This window comes from Mycobacterium sp. TH-M25 (genome assembly GCF_057473665.1).
In genome coordinates, this window is the sequence record NZ_JBYCLA010000412.1 from 1 (window position 1) to 16,043 (window position 16,043).

Annotated in this window: 13 protein-coding genes and 1 pseudogene; 1 reads left to right on the forward strand and 13 read right to left on the reverse strand. The window is 64.0% G+C overall.

Annotated elements, in window-relative coordinates; genetic code table 11:
• Positions 1-624 precede the first annotated feature (624 nt).
• From AC2VOU_RS13815 to AC2VOU_RS13860, 10 genes are all read right to left on the reverse strand, one after another.
• Positions 625-921: a hypothetical protein gene (locus tag AC2VOU_RS13815; protein ID WP_486957927.1), complete on the reverse strand. Its 297-nt coding sequence runs from the start codon at positions 919-921 to the stop codon at positions 625-627.
• A 66-nt stretch (positions 922-987) separates the two neighbouring features.
• The gene (locus AC2VOU_RS13820; RefSeq protein WP_486957898.1) at positions 988-2,580 is read right to left on the reverse strand and encodes an acyl-CoA synthetase; all 1,593 of its coding nucleotides are present in this window, start codon (positions 2,578-2,580) and stop codon (positions 988-990) included.
• Positions 2,577-3,464, reverse strand: coding sequence for an alpha/beta hydrolase (locus AC2VOU_RS13825; protein ID WP_486957899.1), 888 nt, complete (start codon positions 3,462-3,464; stop codon positions 2,577-2,579). Before AC2VOU_RS13825 ends, AC2VOU_RS13820 begins: the two co-directional genes overlap by 4 nt.
• 83 nt (positions 3,465-3,547) lie before the next feature.
• Positions 3,548-4,777 (reverse strand): acyl-CoA dehydrogenase family protein, encoded by a 1,230-nt coding sequence (locus AC2VOU_RS13830; protein WP_486957900.1) that lies wholly within the window; start codon positions 4,775-4,777, stop codon positions 3,548-3,550.
• Between the two features lie 14 nt (positions 4,778-4,791).
• On the reverse strand, positions 4,792-5,661 hold the full coding sequence (locus tag AC2VOU_RS13835) for an SDR family oxidoreductase (RefSeq protein ID WP_486957901.1): 870 nt from the start codon (positions 5,659-5,661) through the stop codon (positions 4,792-4,794).
• A gap of 18 nt (positions 5,662-5,679) precedes the next feature.
• Entirely contained in the window at positions 5,680-6,543 is an 864-nt protein-coding gene (locus AC2VOU_RS13840) for a MaoC/PaaZ C-terminal domain-containing protein (RefSeq protein ID WP_486957902.1), read from the reverse strand.
• Positions 6,544-6,550: 7 nt separating this feature from the next.
• On the reverse strand, positions 6,551-6,991 hold the full coding sequence (locus tag AC2VOU_RS13845; RefSeq protein ID WP_486957903.1) for a type II toxin-antitoxin system Rv0910 family toxin: 441 nt from the start codon (positions 6,989-6,991) through the stop codon (positions 6,551-6,553).
• A gap of 30 nt (positions 6,992-7,021) precedes the next feature.
• Positions 7,022-8,212 carry a lipid-transfer protein gene (locus AC2VOU_RS13850; RefSeq protein ID WP_486957904.1) on the reverse strand — a complete coding sequence of 397 codons (1,191 nt, stop codon included), beginning with the start codon at positions 8,210-8,212 and terminating at the stop codon, positions 7,022-7,024.
• A 330-nt stretch (positions 8,213-8,542) separates the two neighbouring features.
• The gene (locus tag AC2VOU_RS13855) at positions 8,543-8,728 is read right to left on the reverse strand and encodes a hypothetical protein (RefSeq protein ID WP_486957905.1); all 186 of its coding nucleotides are present in this window, start codon (positions 8,726-8,728) and stop codon (positions 8,543-8,545) included.
• A 226-nt stretch (positions 8,729-8,954) separates the two neighbouring features.
• Positions 8,955-10,265 carry an IS256 family transposase gene (locus tag AC2VOU_RS13860; RefSeq protein WP_486957906.1) on the reverse strand — a complete coding sequence of 437 codons (1,311 nt, stop codon included), beginning with the start codon at positions 10,263-10,265 and terminating at the stop codon, positions 8,955-8,957.
• Positions 10,266-10,378: 113 nt separating this feature from the next.
• Here AC2VOU_RS13860 and AC2VOU_RS13865 point away from each other — a divergent pair, with 113 nt between their 5' ends.
• Positions 10,379-11,656: a PE-PPE domain-containing protein gene (locus AC2VOU_RS13865; RefSeq protein ID WP_486957922.1), complete on the forward strand. Its 1,278-nt coding sequence runs from the start codon at positions 10,379-10,381 to the stop codon at positions 11,654-11,656.
• A gap of 20 nt (positions 11,657-11,676) precedes the next feature.
• Here AC2VOU_RS13865 and AC2VOU_RS13870 read toward each other — a convergent pair whose 3' ends face one another.
• The 3 genes and pseudogenes from AC2VOU_RS13870 to AC2VOU_RS13880 form a co-directional block, all read right to left on the reverse strand.
• Positions 11,677-12,258 carry a TetR/AcrR family transcriptional regulator gene (locus AC2VOU_RS13870; RefSeq protein ID WP_486957923.1) on the reverse strand — a complete coding sequence of 194 codons (582 nt, stop codon included), beginning with the start codon at positions 12,256-12,258 and terminating at the stop codon, positions 11,677-11,679.
• A 362-nt stretch (positions 12,259-12,620) separates the two neighbouring features.
• Positions 12,621-14,207 (reverse strand): PE-PPE domain-containing protein, encoded by a 1,587-nt coding sequence (locus AC2VOU_RS13875; RefSeq protein WP_486957924.1) that lies wholly within the window; start codon positions 14,205-14,207, stop codon positions 12,621-12,623.
• 588 nt (positions 14,208-14,795) lie between these two features.
• A pseudogene (locus AC2VOU_RS13880) lies at positions 14,796-16,029 on the reverse strand (IS256 family transposase).
• Between the last annotated feature and the right edge of the window lie 14 nt (positions 16,030-16,043).

Genomic DNA, 16,043 nt, shown 5'->3' on the forward strand with positions numbered 1-16,043 from the left:
TGCGTGCGGACTGCGCACAGATCGGCCATGCGCTCGCCGACAAGCTTCATGACGGCGACCGATGGATCGCAGCCGCCGCGATACGCCTCGGTGTGCCACTGGTCTCCCACGACGGGATATTCGACGGAGCACCCGAGCTTGAGTTCGTCACCGCTATAGGCGACGTGTAACGCCGCGTATTTCGAGACCGGAATTCGCCGATGGGTCTACCACCGCGATCCGGCCGCCACAATCCGACAGAACAATCACACCTACCTCAGATGTCGAAAATAACACCTCTACCTTCGCCAGCACCGTCACCAGCCATTTTGTCAATGGCTCATGGTCAAAACGGCAGACAATCGTGACCTTGCTGACAAGTCGTTAATCTACCCTCTCCGAAGCCGCGCTCCCGGCTCGTAGGCGACCTTGAATTCGCTTTTCAGGAAGGTATTTCGAACCGCGAATGCCTCATTACAGTAAGTCGGACACACGTCAGCCTCCTCGGTGGTGCGGGCGACGATCACAGCTGACACCGACAGTCATGGGTCCATCAGCTTTGCCTACCACAGCCAAATCTGGGCTGAGGGCTAGTTGGTGTTGGGGACAACACATTTCGTCGTCGATCAGCACCGCCGATGACGATCAAGGATTCGACCGCCACCGTGCACACCTTCCAGCGGCCATCGCGGGGCGCTCACCAGTCCGGCCGCCGTTCGTGTGCACGCTGATGATGCAGACGAACGCCATCCCTGTGGTAGTCCGTCGTCGTCGCCAGCGACGATCCAGGCCCTCGTGGTCGTCAACCAAAGGGACGGTCAACACCACCTGTCCCGGGATGACATTGGGCGGTGTGTCGGTGATGTGCGCGGTGACCTCCATGCCGTCGGCGTCGGTGAACAGCGGCTGCGCGCCGGTCACCGTCGATTTGGGTAGTCCCATCGCCTGCGCGATCTGGGTGGTGGGCTGAGGCGGCGATTCGTCGGCGTTAGTGTCAGTGCTCGCGCGTCATTGGTCATTGTTGAGTTCGGACTTGCGCACCTTTCCGGTTTCGTTGCGGGGCAGCTGCGCGACGAATGCGACGTCGCGCGGAACCTTGTGCAGTGCGAGATGTGAGCGCACATAGGCTTTGACGTCCTCGGCGTCCAGTGCTGACGTCGGGTCCTTCACCACGTAGGCCGCGAGACGCGTTCCAAAGTCGGCGTCGTCGACGGCGACCAGGGCGGCCTCAACGATGTCGGGGTGATCGACAAGAAGATTCTCGACTTCGAGCGGGAAGACGTTTTCGCCGCCGGACACAATCATGTCGTCCTCGCGGCCGTCGACGAACCACAGGCCACTGCGATTGAAATGCCCGGTGTCTCCGGTGGACAACAGCCCGTCGACGATTTCCTTGTTCTTGCCGTCGGTATATCCGGTGAAACTCAGGCCACTCGAGACGAACAACGTGCCCACACGCCCGGGATCGGTGATCTTGCGGCGGTGCTCGTCGTAGCATGCGAGCCGGCAACCGATGGGTGGCCGGCCGACGGTGCCGGGCGCGGCGCGCAGTTCTTGCGGAGTCGCGACGGCGGCGACGGCGACTTCGGTGGACCCGTAGAGGTTATACAGGATGTCGCCGAACACCTCGGCGGTGCGACGGCACAAGTCCGGGGAAAGCGCCGATCCGGCAGCGAAAATCACTGCCAGCGACGACGTGTCGTATCGACCACGTGTTTCGGGGCCTAGGTCCAGGATGCGCTGCAGCATCGTCGGTACCAGGACAAGCGCGCCTGCGCGGTGGCGTGCGACGGCGGCGAGCGTGGATTCGGGATCGAATCGGCGCGCCAGCACAATACGATTGCCCAGGGCCAGGCCCAGCGCGCACGTCGCCAGGCCGGTGCCATGGAACAGCGGTGCCGCTATACACCACGCGTCACGCGCCGGCCAGGCGATCCGGTCGAGCAGTTGCGCCGACTGCAGTGGGTCGATCCGATCACGCACCGCTCCTTTCGGGGTCCCGGTGGTTCCGCTGGTCAACAACACCATCCCGCCCTGCCGTCGCGACGCAGGCAGCGGAGCCCCCGACTGTCCGTCGATCAACTGGTGTCGTTCACGGCCGGAGATCCGCACCGCTTCCGGCGGCAGCGTGTCGAGCAGGCCGGCGAATTCGTCGTCGGCGAGAATGCAGTTGACCTGTTCCCTGGCAGCGGCATCGGCCAGTTGCGGCCCGGCGAACCCGGTGTTCATCAGCACCACCCGGGCGCCGATCTTGTTCGCCGCGCACAGCGTGACCACGATGGACCGGTGATTGCGGTGCAGTGCGGCGATCACCGCGCCGGACCGGATCCCGTTGGCCTGCAAGCCCCGCGCCAGTGCGTTTGACGTCTCGTCGAGCTCACGGAAGCTGATCGTGCCGGCCTCGTCGGTAATGGCGGGCGCGTCACCATACCGGGCGGCAGTGTAGGCGGCGAGGCCACCGAAAACACCGTAGCGCCGAATAGCCCGCAATTCATGCAGTGCCCGGTCCGGCCGCAACGGATCGAAAATCCCGCGGCGCTGCAGGACCCGGGCCCCGCCGAGCAGGTCGCGCGCCTTGGTGACCACGGGCGAGCGGTTCATGACGCGGTGTCGGCTTCGGTGACCGCGGTACGCAAGAACAGGCCGGCGGTCTGCAAACTGGTTCGGCCGTGGCCGCTCGGCCACAGCCAGTAGCCGTGCATCAATTCCGGCCACACCCGTTCGTCGCAGCGCCCACCGGATGCGGTTATCCGCGCCGCGAACTCCTCGGCGTCAGCCCGCATGACTTCTCTTGTGCCGTAGTGCACTTGGGTTGGTGGTAGTCCGGCCAGATCCGCATTCAGCAAGCACAGCCGAGGGTCTGCGGGATCACAGTCGCCGACGTAGAGCGCGATGGCGCGCGCGGCGGCCCGCGGATCCAACGGCTGCCGACGGGTACGCGTGTCGGCAATCGACGCCTGATATGCGGGGTCGATCAGCGGACCGAACAATGCCAGCGCAGCCGGAGCCCGCACCCCTTCGAGCTTGGCGCGCAACGCCAGTGCCACCGCGAGGTGCCCTCCGGCCGAGTCGCCCGCAACCACAACCCGCCGCGGATCGTGGCCCCGGGCGAGCAGCCAGCGGTACGCCGCCATCGCATCGTCTTCGGCTGCCGGAAACGGATGGTCGGGTGCCAGCCGGTAATCGATGACGAAAGCCGGCATGCCGGAGTACTGCGACAGATGCGAGGCGAACCCGCGATGAGTGCTTGCCGAACAGATCAGGTAGCCGCTGCCGTGCAGCACCAGCACAACTCCGGTGCCATCCTTGGCGTCCGGCGCCCGTACCCACTCGCCGCGCACCGGTGCGCGGACATGCTCCACCCGGACACCGGAGACCGCGGGGCTGGTGCGGGCAATCGCCCAATCGGCCGCCGGCCGTATGTGGTTGAGCAATCGCCGATTCGACACCAGCACGCCCATCGTGGCGGTGAAGGCCAATCGCACGAGGCGACTGTATGACAGTCTGTCAACCATCGCCAGGGACGTGCGCCGAAAGACGCGCGTCGCCCTCGACTGGACTGCCCGGATCATCCGGTGAGCAGGCTCTTGGCGATGTGGGTCACCTGGATCTCGTTGCTTCCGGCATAGATCATCAGGGACTTCGCATCGCGGGCCAGTTGTTCGACGCGGTATTCGGCCATGTAGCCGTTACCGCCGAACAGCTGCACCGCCTCCATCGCGACGTCGGTGGCCGCCTCCGAGGAGTACAGCTTGATCGCCGACGCCTCGGCCAGCGACGGCACCCTGCCGGCTTGCAGCTTCTCCAGCGTCGCAAACACCATGTTCTGCACGTTGATCCGGGCCACTTCCATCCTGGCCAGCTTGAGCTGAATGAGCTGGAACTGCCCGATGTTCTGCCCCCACAAGGTACGGGTCTTGGCGTAGCCGACGCAGAGCCGGTGGCATTCGTTAATGATGCCCAGCGCCATCAGCGCGACGCCGAGCCGCTCGGCGGCAAAGTTCGCCCGAGCGCTTTCGCGGCCGTCGCCGTGCTGCTCGGTTTCGCCGAGCAGCCGGTCAGGAGTCAGCCGCACGTCGTCGAAGAACAATTCGCCGGTCGGCGAGGACATCATGCCCATCTTCTTGAACGGCTTGCCCTGCGTCAGTCCCGGCATGCCGGAATCGAGCACGAAGGGCAGCACCGGGCGGCTGCGCCGGTCGACCGAACCGTCATCGAGCTTGGCGTAGACAACCAGTACGTCGGCGTAGGGGCCGTTGGTGATGAACGTCTTCTGCCCGTTGAGGATATAGTCGTCGCCGTCGCGGCGGACGTAAGTCTTCATCCCGCCGAACGCGTCCGAGCCGGAGTCGGGTTCGGTGATCGCCCAGGCCGCGATTTTCTCCAGCGTCATCAGCTCCGGCAGCCAGCGTTCCTTCTGGGCCAGCGTGCCCCGGCTCATGATCGTCGCCGCGCCCAGGCCGAGGCTGACGCCGATCGTGCTGAGCAATCCGATGCTGACCCCGGCAAGTTCGGACACCAGCACCGCGGCCATCGACGCCTGCGCACCCAGATCGCCCAAACCGGCCGTTGACCGCTGCTCTGGCTCAGCGTGGCCGGCACGTTCCTTGTCCAGCATCGTCTTGACCGCCTCGGCGGCCATCACGTCCAGACCGAACTCGCTGAACAGCTTGCGCGCGATCGGATACGGCGAGATTTCACCGGTCTCCAGCGCGTCGATATGCGGCCGAATCTCCTTGTCGATAAATCCGCGGATGGTGTCCCGCATGATCAGGTCAGTGTCTGACCATTCGAACATGTTGTCCTCCTTGGTTACTGCGGCAGCCGTGCCGCGATGTCGTCGATCAGCCAGGCGCCGTCGGTCTCGATGGTGTCCACGTCGCGCCAGCCGGCCAGCAGCGAAATCGCGCCGCCCTGAACGGCGTACACCTTTCCGCTGACCGGGCATTTCTCGGTGGCCAGGTACGCCACCAGCGGTGAGATGTTCGCCGGAGTGAACAGGTCCAGCTCGCCGTGCTCGGGTTCGCCCATCAGCTCTCCCATTCCGGGCGTGGCCAGCGTGAGCCGTGTGCGGGCGATCGGTGCGATCGCGTTCACCCGCACGCCGTATCGTTCCAGTTCCTCGGCCGCGATCAGCGTCAGCGCTGCGATTCCCGCTTTGGCCGAGCCATAATTGGCTTGCCCGGCATTCGGCAGCGTGACCCCCGAGCCCGATGCGGTATTGATCACCGCGGCGTTGGGTTGATCGCCGGCCTTCGACTGCGCCTTCCAGTAGGCGGCGGCGTGCCGCAGCATCGCGAAGTGGCCCTTGAGGTGCACGGCGATCACCGCGTCCCACTGCGATTCCTCCATGCCCACGATGAACGAATCCCGCAGAATCCCGGCGTTGTTGACCAAGACGTCGAGGCGACCGAACTCGGAGATAGCTTGTAGTACAACACTTTCCGCGCCGCCCCAGGTGGCGATGTTTTCGGTGCTGGTGATCGCCGTGCCGCCGGCGGCGGTGATCTCATCCACCACGTCACGTGCCGGGCCGCTGTCAGCGCCCTGGCCGGCGTTGTCGCCGCCAAGGTCGTTCACCACGACCTTGGCCCCTTCTTTTGCAAACAGCAACGCGTGTTCACGCCCGATACCCCGGCCCGCGCCGGTGATCACCGCAACCCGGCCGTCTAATGCGCCCATCTATACGACTCCTCCCTCTCAGTCGGCTATTACCGCCAGTCCGTCGGTGATGACGAAATCTTCACCGCGCACTGTCTCGAACGCGTAGCTGGTGGCTCCGTTGCTGCCGGATTTGGTCCAGATCCGGGTCTCGATGTCGTCACCCGGCAGCACGGGTTTGGAGAACCGCACCGCCAACCGCTTGAGCCGGTGCACATCCGAGCCTGCGAGCTCGGTGAGCACTGCCCACGAGGTGAACGCCATTGTGCACAGCCCGTGGGCGATGATTCCGGGCAGCCCGGCATCTTTGGCTACCTCTTCGTCGAGATGGATCGGCATCGGGTCACCGGCGGCCGGCGCATACCGGAAGGTCTGGTCGGCATCGATATGCTGCACGATTTTGGTCATTGGCGCCCGCCCGCGCAACGTGTCGTCGAACTTGTGGTCTGGACTCAGTTCACCCACAGCCTTGCCGACGTTGAAGCCGCGCACGAACGTCGTGACGTACTGCTCGTTGACCGGTTCACCGCCCGCGGTCCGGCATTCGAGCACGATAGCGGCACGGGTGCCGTTCTCCAGCCCCTGGTACCCGATCATCTTGCCGCGCGAGACAAGTCTGTCGCCCGGGCGAATCGGCCGATGGAAGTGGAAGTCCTGTTCGCCGTGCACGATTCGCGGGATCAACTCGACCGGCATCACGTCGACCGCCGGAGTGAGCAGGGCCTCGAAAACCGGGACGATCGCGAACACCGAGGGCGCGACATCCCCGTTGCGGTGTGCCTCGATCGGGTCGTTGGTGGCCGCCGCGTACTCCGCGAGCCGCTCGCGGGTCACTTCGAAGTGCTCGTCGTCGGTCCAGCGACCCAACCCACTGTCGTCGAACTCCAATTCCTCCGTCATCAAACCGCTTTCAGGTCGATGCCGAGGCCAGCGCGTCGAGCTGGTCGAGACTCTTGTCGAGTTGCCTGACGCCGTCCTTCTCCACCGCCTTGCCCAACGCGCCCTTGATCAGCGCGCCGTCGAAATCACCGAGCACAGTGAATGTGGAGCCGTTTTCGGCCGACTCGATGGTGAAGGTGAACTTCGCCTTGACACCCGCCATCCCGGCGCCCGACAACACCAGTTCGCGCGGCGCGTCCACCGAGTCGATCGTCCACTCGATTTTGTTCGCCATCCCGAGCATGACGATCTTGGCCGTCAGCTTGGCACCCTCGACCAGCGCGGCGGGCGGTTCCTGAAGCCACTTCTCATGCACGCTGAACCACGTGTCCCAGTTCGCCAGATCGCTGACGGTCGTCCACAGCGCTTCGGGGTCGGCAGACAGTTCACGGGTCGCTTCGATGTGTCCCACTGATGTTCCTCTCGTAAGTTGTTGATTCGGTTAGCGTTCGGCCCGCTGATAGGCGGTGACGACGACGGCGCCGCCGAGCCCGATGTTGTGCTGCAGTGCCGCGGTAACACCCTCGACTTGCCGCTTGTCGGCGGCGCCGCGCAGCTGCCAGGTCAGCTCGGCACACTGGGCCAACCCGGTGGCTCCCAGGGGGTGCCCCTTGGAGATCAGACCACCGGACGGATTGACCACCCACCGTCCGCCATAGGTGGTGTCGTCGTTGTCGATCAGCTTGGCCGCATCGCCTTCGGCACACAGGCCCAACGCTTCATAGAGCAACAGCTCGTTTGCCGAAAAGCAATCGTGCAGCTCGATCACCTGGAAGTCATCGGGCCCCAAACCGGACTGGTCGTAGACCCGTTGCGCCGCTTGCACATTCATGTGATGGCCGATAAGCGCCTTACAGGTGCCGTCGAAGCTGTTGGCAAAATCGGTCGCCATGGCCTGCCCGACGATCTCCACCGCTTGCCCGCCCAGACCGTGCTGGTCGACGAACTTCTCGCTGGCCAATATCGCGGCGCCGGAGCCGTCGGACGTCGGCGAGCACTGCAGTTTCGTGAGCGGGTCGTAGATCATCCGCGAAGCCAGGATGTCGTCGAGCGTATAAGACTCCTGGAACTGTGCGTAGGGGTTGTTCACCGAATGGTTGTGGTTTTTGTAGCCGATTTTGGCGAAATGTTCAGCGGTGCTGCCGTATTGCTTCATGTGTTCGCGGCCGGCGGCTCCGAACATCCACGGCGCCACCGGAAAGAGCACCTCGGAGATCTCGGCCAGCGCCAGGATGTGTTTGTCCATCGGCTGGGCGCGGTCGTCGTACATCGTGCCCAGCGAACCCGGCTTCATCTTCTCGAACCCGAGCGCGATCGTGCAGTCGGCCAGGCCACCGCGAATCGCCTGGGCCGCAAGGTACAACGCCGTAGACCCGGTAGAGCAGTTGTTGTTGACGTTGACGATCGGAATACCGGTCAGACCCAGCTCGTAGAGCGCCCGCTGGCCGGACGTCGACTCGCCGTAGACGTATCCGACGTAGCCCTGTTCGACCTCGTTGTAGTCGATGCCGGCGTCGGCGAGCGCTTTGGTCCCCGATTCCCTGGTCATGTCCGGGTAGTCCCAGCCCTCCCGGCTCCCCGGTTTCTCGAACTTCGTCATCCCGACACCGATGACGTAGACCCTGTTTGACATCCCACTCCTCCCACTCACCCGGCGCGGAAACCGGCTGACACCCTTCCAAGTCCGTGAGAAACCATACATCGCTGATTGTATGCTAATCAGCCCGGGGCGGCGGTACAAGGTCTGAACGGCAGCCGCTGGCTGCTGAGCCACGGCATGCTGCCAGCAGCGTGAAGCGATCGAGCCCGGTCTTTGGCGATGCCGGTCCAAGGCTGGGTAAAAAACCTACATAGCCGACTGTATCTTGACTAAGCCGAGGGTACTGAAGTAGTGTGTAGCTGCTGTCAGGCTGGTACTCCAGCCCGCTTTGTTTCGCCGATTTACAGCTGAATTCCCTGTGCTTCATCCCTCGTTGCCGAGGAGATCCCCAATGAACCGACGCGATTCCCGTTCGCTGGGTGGTGTGCCGTTGGCGCTGAGCGGTACCGCCCTACTGGTGTTGACGCCGGCGATGACGCCGCCGTTCGCATCCGGGGCGCACACCGTCACGGCGGAGGTTGCGTTGCGCAGCGATGAGGCGCTGATCATGAACGGCACCGACCCGTGCTGTGTGACGCCTACAACCCCGTGGCTTATACCCCCCGCGGGCTACCTAGCGGAAGCCCAGAAGTTCATCGCCCCGCACTACCCCGGATATACCGCGGTCGGCCTGCCCCTACCCAACCAGCTGGCACCGACCACCGGACTCGACAGCGAGACATTCGGCGTCTCGCTGCAGCAGGAGCAATTGTCAATACCTGTGGATCGAGATTTTTCAGGCGGCCTCTTCCCGGGTCTCGTCAGCGGCTTGTTCATCGGGGCGCTCGACGAGCTTGCCGTTCTCGAACTTGGCACCGGCACGGACGAGGCTGACCAAGTGGGGCGCGTTCACCGCGCGCCAGCGTGACTGGGCGGCCTCGATCAGCTTGTAAGCCATGGCGATTCCCTGCGCACGCGAACCCGGCCCCTTGGTGATCTTGCTCCGATTACGTACAGTCGCGAAAGTTGACTCGATCGGATTTGTAGTGCGAAGGTGCACCCAATGCTCGGCCGGGAAGTCGTAGAAGGCCAGCAACGGGTCAAGGTCGTCGGTGATCTTGGCGACCGCCTTGGGATACTTGGCGCCATAGGCCGCCTCGAACGCCTTAACCGCGTCCAGCGCGTGGGCCTTGTCCTCGGCGTTCCAGATCTCCGCGAGCGCTTTCTTAGCACCGGGATGAGCCGATTTCGGCAGCGCGGCAAGGATATTCGCAATCTTGTGGAACCAGCAGCGCTGCTCGCCTGCCTCCGGGAAGACCTCGCGCAGCGCACCCCAGAACCCCAGCGCCCCGTCCCCGATCGCCAGCACAGGTGCGCGCATGCCGCGCCGTTTGGCATCGCGCAGCAAGTCCGCCCACGATTCGGTGGCCTCCCGGTAGCCGTCGGTGAGCGCGATCAGCTCCTTGCGGCCATCGGCGCGCACCCCGATCAGCACCAGCAGACACAACTTGGCCTCCTCCAGCCGCACGTTGACGTGGATGCCATCGGCCCAGACGTAGACGTAATCCACGTTCGACAGGTCGCGGGCCGAAAACGCCTTCTGCTCGGCCTGCCAGGTCGCGGTCAGCTTGGTGATCGTCGCCGCCGACAGACCCTTGGTTGAGCCGAGGAACTGCCCCAGCGCCGGCCCGAAGTCCTGGGAGGAGAGCCCGTGCAGGTACAACAGCGGCAGCACCTCGGCGACTTGCTGGGTCTTGCGCGCCCACGGCGGCAGGATCGCCGACGAAAACCGCTGCTGTTTACCGGTTTCCGGGTCGACCCGCTTGTCGTTGACGCGCGGCGCGTGCACCTGGACCGCGCCGGCTGCGGTGGTCACTTCGCGCGGCTCGTGATAGCCATTGCGCACCACCAGCCGATGTCCGTTCGCGTCGCGCTCCTCGGCGAACTGGGCGCAGTAGGCGGCCACCTCGGCCCGCAACGCCGCGGCCAGCATCCGTTGCGCACCCTCGCGCACAATCTGATCGATCACCGACGACACCGGGCCCGCCAGCGCGGCCTCGATACCGGAATCCTCCCCAGCAGCTGAATCAGGGACTACGTTGAGCATGGGTCGTACCTTCCCGGCCGACGCGCCAACGCCGGCCTTAGCTTGGAACCTTCACTGACCACTCGGGAAGGTACGCCCCTTCCCAGGCAGATCCACAGATTTCAAGCATTGCTCTGCAGCAGGGCACCAACGTCCTGAACACCGCGATCATGAACCAAATCCAGGCCGGCAACGACGTGGTGGCGTTCGGCTACTCGCAAAGCGCGACGGTGGAAACCATGGAGTTGGAGAAGCTGGCGGCCCTGCCGGCCGACGCGCGGCCGAGTCCAGACCAGCTCGCCTTCGTGATGATCGGTGACGGCAACAATCCCGACGGCGGCCTGCTCGAGCGTTTCGACGGCGCCTTCATCCCGTCGCTGGATGTGTCGTTCTCCGGCGCGACCCCCGGCGATGTGTATCCGACCGACATCTACACGTTGCAGTACGACGGGTGGGCCGACTTCCCGCAATATCCGCTCAATATCCCGGCCGACCTCAACGCCTTGTTCGGCATCGCATATGTGCACGGCACGTATCCGCTTCTCACGCCCGAACAGATCGCGTCGGCTCAGCAGCTTCCGACGGTGGGCGACACGCTGACCCACTACTACCTGGTGCCCACCGAGAATCTGCCGCTGCTGGATCCGTTGCAGCAGTTCGGCGCGCCGCAGTGGCTGATCGACCTGATCGAACCGGATCTGCGCGTCATCGTCGACCTAGGTTACGGGGACGGCCCCGCGAACGTGCCTACCCCGGCCGAGCTGTTCCCGACCGACGTCGACCCGATCACGGTGCTCGACGATCTCGTCAAAGGCACCGTACAGGGGGTGAACAGCGCGCTGACCGATGTCGGTCAATCGGAGCTGCCAACCCAAATCACCGGCCCCATCAGCGATGTGGAGACTGCGCTGGATACCCTGGCCAGCGAAACCAATCCCGCCGTGCAGGCCCTCAGCGACGGCCTGCAGGCCGCTCTGAACAATGTCACCGTTCCGGCTCCACTGGCCGCCGCCCTGGACCCCGTCTCTGGCTTGGTCGGTTCCCTGGATACGTCGCTTTCCCAGCTGGTCAACGATCAGATCGATTCCGGCGTGCAAAGCGCCGTATACGGCGTCGGTGATCTGCTGCAAAACGTGTTGACCAGCGTTGACGCCCCCAGCCAGGTCCAGCTCGGCCTCTATATCATCGAGCAGTTGCTACCCACCGAGCTCGAGATGCCCGGCGATATTCTCACCAACGGCGTCCATTACATCGCTGCCGGGCTCCAGGATTTGGTCGCCAACAACTTCGCGGGCTTCGTCGAAGAACTCCAGCTCATCCCGACGGCCAGCATCAGCCTGTCCCTCTTCGGGGATCTGCTTCCCCTGCTGGGGCTCGAAGACCTGCTCGCCGGCGTTCCGTTCAGTCTCTAACGGGCGGCCTGGTCGCCGGCTCAGTCCAACGATGCTGTTTGCAGTGCGGCGGTAGCGATCTCGCGCAGATGCACGCACGCGCGCTCCCATCGCCGCCGCGCCCACTGCGAGTCCGGGTCGACGAAGCTCGCAATAAGGATTCCCCGCAGCGCGTCCATCGCGGTGTAGACGATGTTGCGGAGCTCCTTTTGCGCGGGGTGCTCCGGCAACAGCTGGGCGATCGCGGAGATCAGAGTGCTGTTGACGACGGGCTCCACCCGAACGATCTGGTGTGCCAACACCGGATCGGTGCGGGCGGCAACCCAAAGTTCCAGCGTGGCAACGAACATCGGTCCCTGATGGAATTCCCACAGGAAATCCAGCACCGTCGACACCGGGTCGGCGCTGCTCCAGACACGGCCAAGTTCTCGAATCGCGGCTTGGGTGCGTTGCTGAGCCAAGTGCTCGATGGCGGCGATCACCAGATCCTCCTTCGACCGGAAGTGGTGGATCTGCGCGCCGCGGGTGACGCCGGCCATCTCGGCAATCCGGGGCGTCGTCGTACCGGCATAGCCGTGCGAAACCAGGCACTCGACGGTCGCATCCAACAAGCGGGTACGCATCGCGGCGCTGCGCTGCGCCTGGGTACGTCGCGCGGCACGACCCTCCCCATTCGTCACCACGGCCAACCGCACCCGCCCTTTCGTGCTCCCGTCATCGGGGTCATCTTACCTGCGCTACCGCATGTTAATGCCTTGGTCGAGTATCAGCCACCGAACCGTATCCGCATCAAGATCGACGCCTTGTTTGCCGAGGATCGGGAGTTGGCGGAGACTCTTGAAGAAGTCGCCCGCCTGGGCAGCGCGCAGCTGCTGATGCAGGCGGCTCTGAAGGCTGAGGTCACCGAGTTCCTCGGCCGCGAATGCTGCGTCAAATCTTCACCGGCGCGCTGCAGGCAGCATCGCCGGATGGCCCAGCCCGGCCCTCAAAACGCGGTGAGCGGAATGCCTTCGAGGATGGTCTCCAGTCCAAACAGGCCGACGCCGCCGATGAAGATCGGTATGGTGACTTCCACCGTTGGGATGAGTTCAAGCTCCTGAACGAAGCCGGCGAAGTCATTGGCGGCCAGATCCTGGAATCCGACGGTCATGAAATTGAGATCGTTCGTGACGATGTTGCCAGGGGCTTCGAGCAGGATCGGAAGCAGTTGTTCGATAGTTGTGACAGCGTTGGTCAGCTGTTCGGGCGCGCCGGCGTTGCTGAGGGCGTTTTCCAGGGGGTCACCGATCCCGTTGATGACCTGGGGGATCAGCGGATCGATCTGGTCGTTGATAAGGTTGCCGACAGCGCTGTTCAGGCTGGTGAGCCCGGTGGACACCGGATCGAGAGCGTTGATCAGCTGGGCGGGAAGGGTGACGTTGTCAACGGCGTTCTGCAGGCCGGTGCTGAAGGCTTGGACGGCGGGGTCGGTCTGACCGGCTAGGTTGTCCAGAGCGTTCTCCAGATCGGTGACGGGGCCGGTGATCTGGGTCGGCAGTTCGGACTGTCCGAGATCGGTGAGCGCGCTGTTCACCCCCTGTACGGTGCCCTTCACCAAGTCTGCGAGCACGGTGATCGGGTTGACGTCGGTCGGGAGCAGCCCGGCCGGGGTGGGAACGTTCGCCGGCCCGGTTGACCAGCCATAGTCAGGGTTTCCATAACCCAGATTGACCAGCACGGTCAAGTCCGGTTGGACGAGATCCAACAGCCATGCCGGCAGCACACCGTGAAACAGCTCCAGCAACGGCAGGGTATGCGTGGGAATCACGTAGTAGTGGGTGAGCGTGTCGCCCACTGTCGGCAATTCGACTGCCGTGGCAAGCTGCGCAGGCGTGTCGGTCGGCGGCGTACCGTGGGCAAACAAGATCCCGGCCATGGCGTTGAGGTCCGCCAAGATGTTCAGCGGGTACTGCGGGAAGTCAGACCAACCGTCGTATTCGGGCGTGTAGACGTCGGTCGGGTACACGTCGTCGGGGGTCGCGCCGGAGAAGCTGAGGTCAGCCGACGGGATGTAGGCACCGTCGAAGCGTTCCAGTATGCCGCCGTCCGGGTTGTTGCCGCTACTGAGCAGCACGAAAGAGAGATCCTCGGTACTGGGGCGTTGGTCGGCAGGTAGAGAGGCCAGATACTCCTCCTCGAGACTCTCTATCGTCGAGCTCTGGGATATGCCGGCAACGACCACACCGTTTCCTTTGGCGATTTCTGCCATGATCGCGGTGTTCAGATCAGTGACGCCCTGAGCCACCGAGGGGTCGAACCCCTCCTCGTGCAGGCCGGTCAACGGTCCGAATTGCTCGGGCGTCTGCAAGCCCTGCGCGACGTACGCGGCGTACTCGGGGTTCGAGCCGATGAATCGACTGAAGATGTCTTCGATCTCTTCAGCACCGGGCATCGGAGTTCCTGAGCCACCCATGATCAGTGCCAGGCCGTTGAGCAACGTCACCCCAGCCCCGGAGTCCTCCAGGTCCTCCGGTGGCGCGGCGATGGCAGGCGACGGCAGAAGAATAGCGGTGCTGACGATCGCCAGCGGCACAATGCCCAATGAAGAACTCCGTTGCCGTGACACTGAACGACCTCCCGAATCCCTCGGCTCAGTTCAGGCGCACCTGGTCGGGTATGCCAGGTTCTAGCCTGTACAACATCCCCACCGGAAGTTAACATGCAATCACGATTGCATGTTATGTTTTAGCGTCATTCAGCAGACCCAGTCACCGACGGGCCTCCGAGTTCGCGGTGCACATGCTCGAAATCCGGCGCCACACGGTCGGAGTCCGGCCTGGCCGGTTCGGGCAGCAACCTAACGTTGCGGCGGCTCTCGCCAGCCGTAATATCCAAACCCGTCGACATCGACCGGCTTTGGCGAGCATTCCTACGCCGCTTCGACATCAAACACACCTTTCGATTCTTCAAACGTCACTGGTCAGGTACCGGTGTTGATTGTGGTTCTGGTGTGATTTGTGATGTTTTTGCGACCTGATGGGCGTGTCGTGTTGATCCGGGCGGCATTCTGCGAATCATGGTTGGGTGCCTGATGATCGGCGTCCGTGATAGCGTCCCGGGGAGTGGTGGACTTCGGATCTGGCGTGGTTTACGCGTTGCGATCAACGAGTCATGTCGAACGCTAGGCGATTTGGTGTTGTTTGGCAAGAGCTGCCGCGGCGTGTTTCTGTGCGATGACCGTCCGTAGCTCGTCCATGGACACATCGGAGAGGTAGCGGCGGGTGACCTGCCACTCGTCGTGGGATTCGATGACCACCGCTGTGGCCAGCCGCAGGAACGCCGCCGGGTTAGGGAAGATCTCCACGACATCGGCGCGGCGCTTGATCTCCTTGTTGAGCCGCTCGATGGGATTGTTCGACCAGATCTTCTGCCAATGAGCCTTGGGGAACGCGGTGAACGCCAGCACGTCGATCTTGGCCTCGGCCATCATCGCGGCGACCTTCGGGAACGACGCGGCCAGGGTGTCGGCGACGCGGTCCCACTGAGCGGCGACCTCGCCCGCATCGGTGTGGGCGAAGATCGTCTTAACTGCCGCGGTCACCGCCGGGGCGTGCTTGGCCGCCACCGCGGTGTGCAGATTACGCATGAAATGCACCCGACACCGCTGCCACGACGAGTTGGTGAACTGCTGTGCCACAGCAGATTTGAGCCCGGCGTGGGCATCGGAGATCACCAGATGCACCCCCGTGAGCCCGCGGGCTTTCAGCGACGCCAGGAATTCGCGCCAAAACTCGAAGGACTCACTGTCGCCGACGGCGGTGCCCAGCACTTCGCGGGTGCCGTCGATAGACACCCCGGTCGCGACGACGAGGGCCTGAGAAACGAAGTGCGCCCCGATGCGGACCTTGCAGAAGGTCGCATCGCAGAACACGTACGGAAACTCGGTGTGGGCCAGGCTGCGGGTGCGAAACGCCTCGATCTCCTTGTCGACCCGCACAGATCCTCGACACCTCCGACTTGGAGACACCGGTTTCCACGCCCATCGCCGCGACCAGGTCATCGACGCTGCGGGTCGAGACACCATGCACGTAGGCCTCCATGATCACCGCATGCAGCGCCTTATCGATACGGCGGCGGCGTTGCAACAAAGACGGAAAGAACGACCCGGCCCGCAACTTCGGGATCGCCACCTCAACATCCCCGGCGGTCGTCGACACGGTCTTGGACCGATGCCCGTTGCGGTGCACCGTGCGCCCGTCGCTGCGCTGGTAGCGGCCGGCGCCGATCGCCTCAGTGGCCTCGGCCTCGATGAGCTGCTGCAGCCCCGCACGGATCAGCTCGGCGAACACCGCGCCGGCATCGGCGGACTTGAGGGCATCGAGCTGGGCAAGCAAGGCAGAATGATCCTGGGTCATCGCGTGGTGTGTCT

Excerpts from the sequence above, each read along its gene's own strand:
- AC2VOU_RS13815 (WP_486957927.1), bottom strand. The coding sequence starts at position 921 with ATGGGACTACCCAAATCGACGGTGACCGGCGCGCAGCCGCTGTTCACC.
- AC2VOU_RS13820 (WP_486957898.1), bottom strand. The coding sequence starts at position 2,580 with ATGAACCGCTCGCCCGTGGTCACCAAGGCGCGCGACCTGCTCGGCGGG.
- AC2VOU_RS13830 (WP_486957900.1), bottom strand. The coding sequence starts at position 4,777 with ATGTTCGAATGGTCAGACACTGACCTGATCATGCGGGACACCATCCGC.
- AC2VOU_RS13835 (WP_486957901.1), bottom strand. The coding sequence starts at position 5,661 with ATGGGCGCATTAGACGGCCGGGTTGCGGTGATCACCGGCGCGGGCCGG.
- AC2VOU_RS13850 (WP_486957904.1), bottom strand. The coding sequence starts at position 8,212 with ATGTCAAACAGGGTCTACGTCATCGGTGTCGGGATGACGAAGTTCGAG.
- AC2VOU_RS13855 (WP_486957905.1), bottom strand. The coding sequence starts at position 8,728 with ATGATCAGCGCCTCATCGCTGCGCAACGCAACCTCCGCCGTGACGGTG.
- AC2VOU_RS13860 (WP_486957906.1), bottom strand. The coding sequence starts at position 10,265 with ATGCTCAACGTAGTCCCTGATTCAGCTGCTGGGGAGGATTCCGGTATC.
- AC2VOU_RS13870 (WP_486957923.1), bottom strand. The coding sequence starts at position 12,258 with ATGCGTACCCGCTTGTTGGATGCGACCGTCGAGTGCCTGGTTTCGCAC.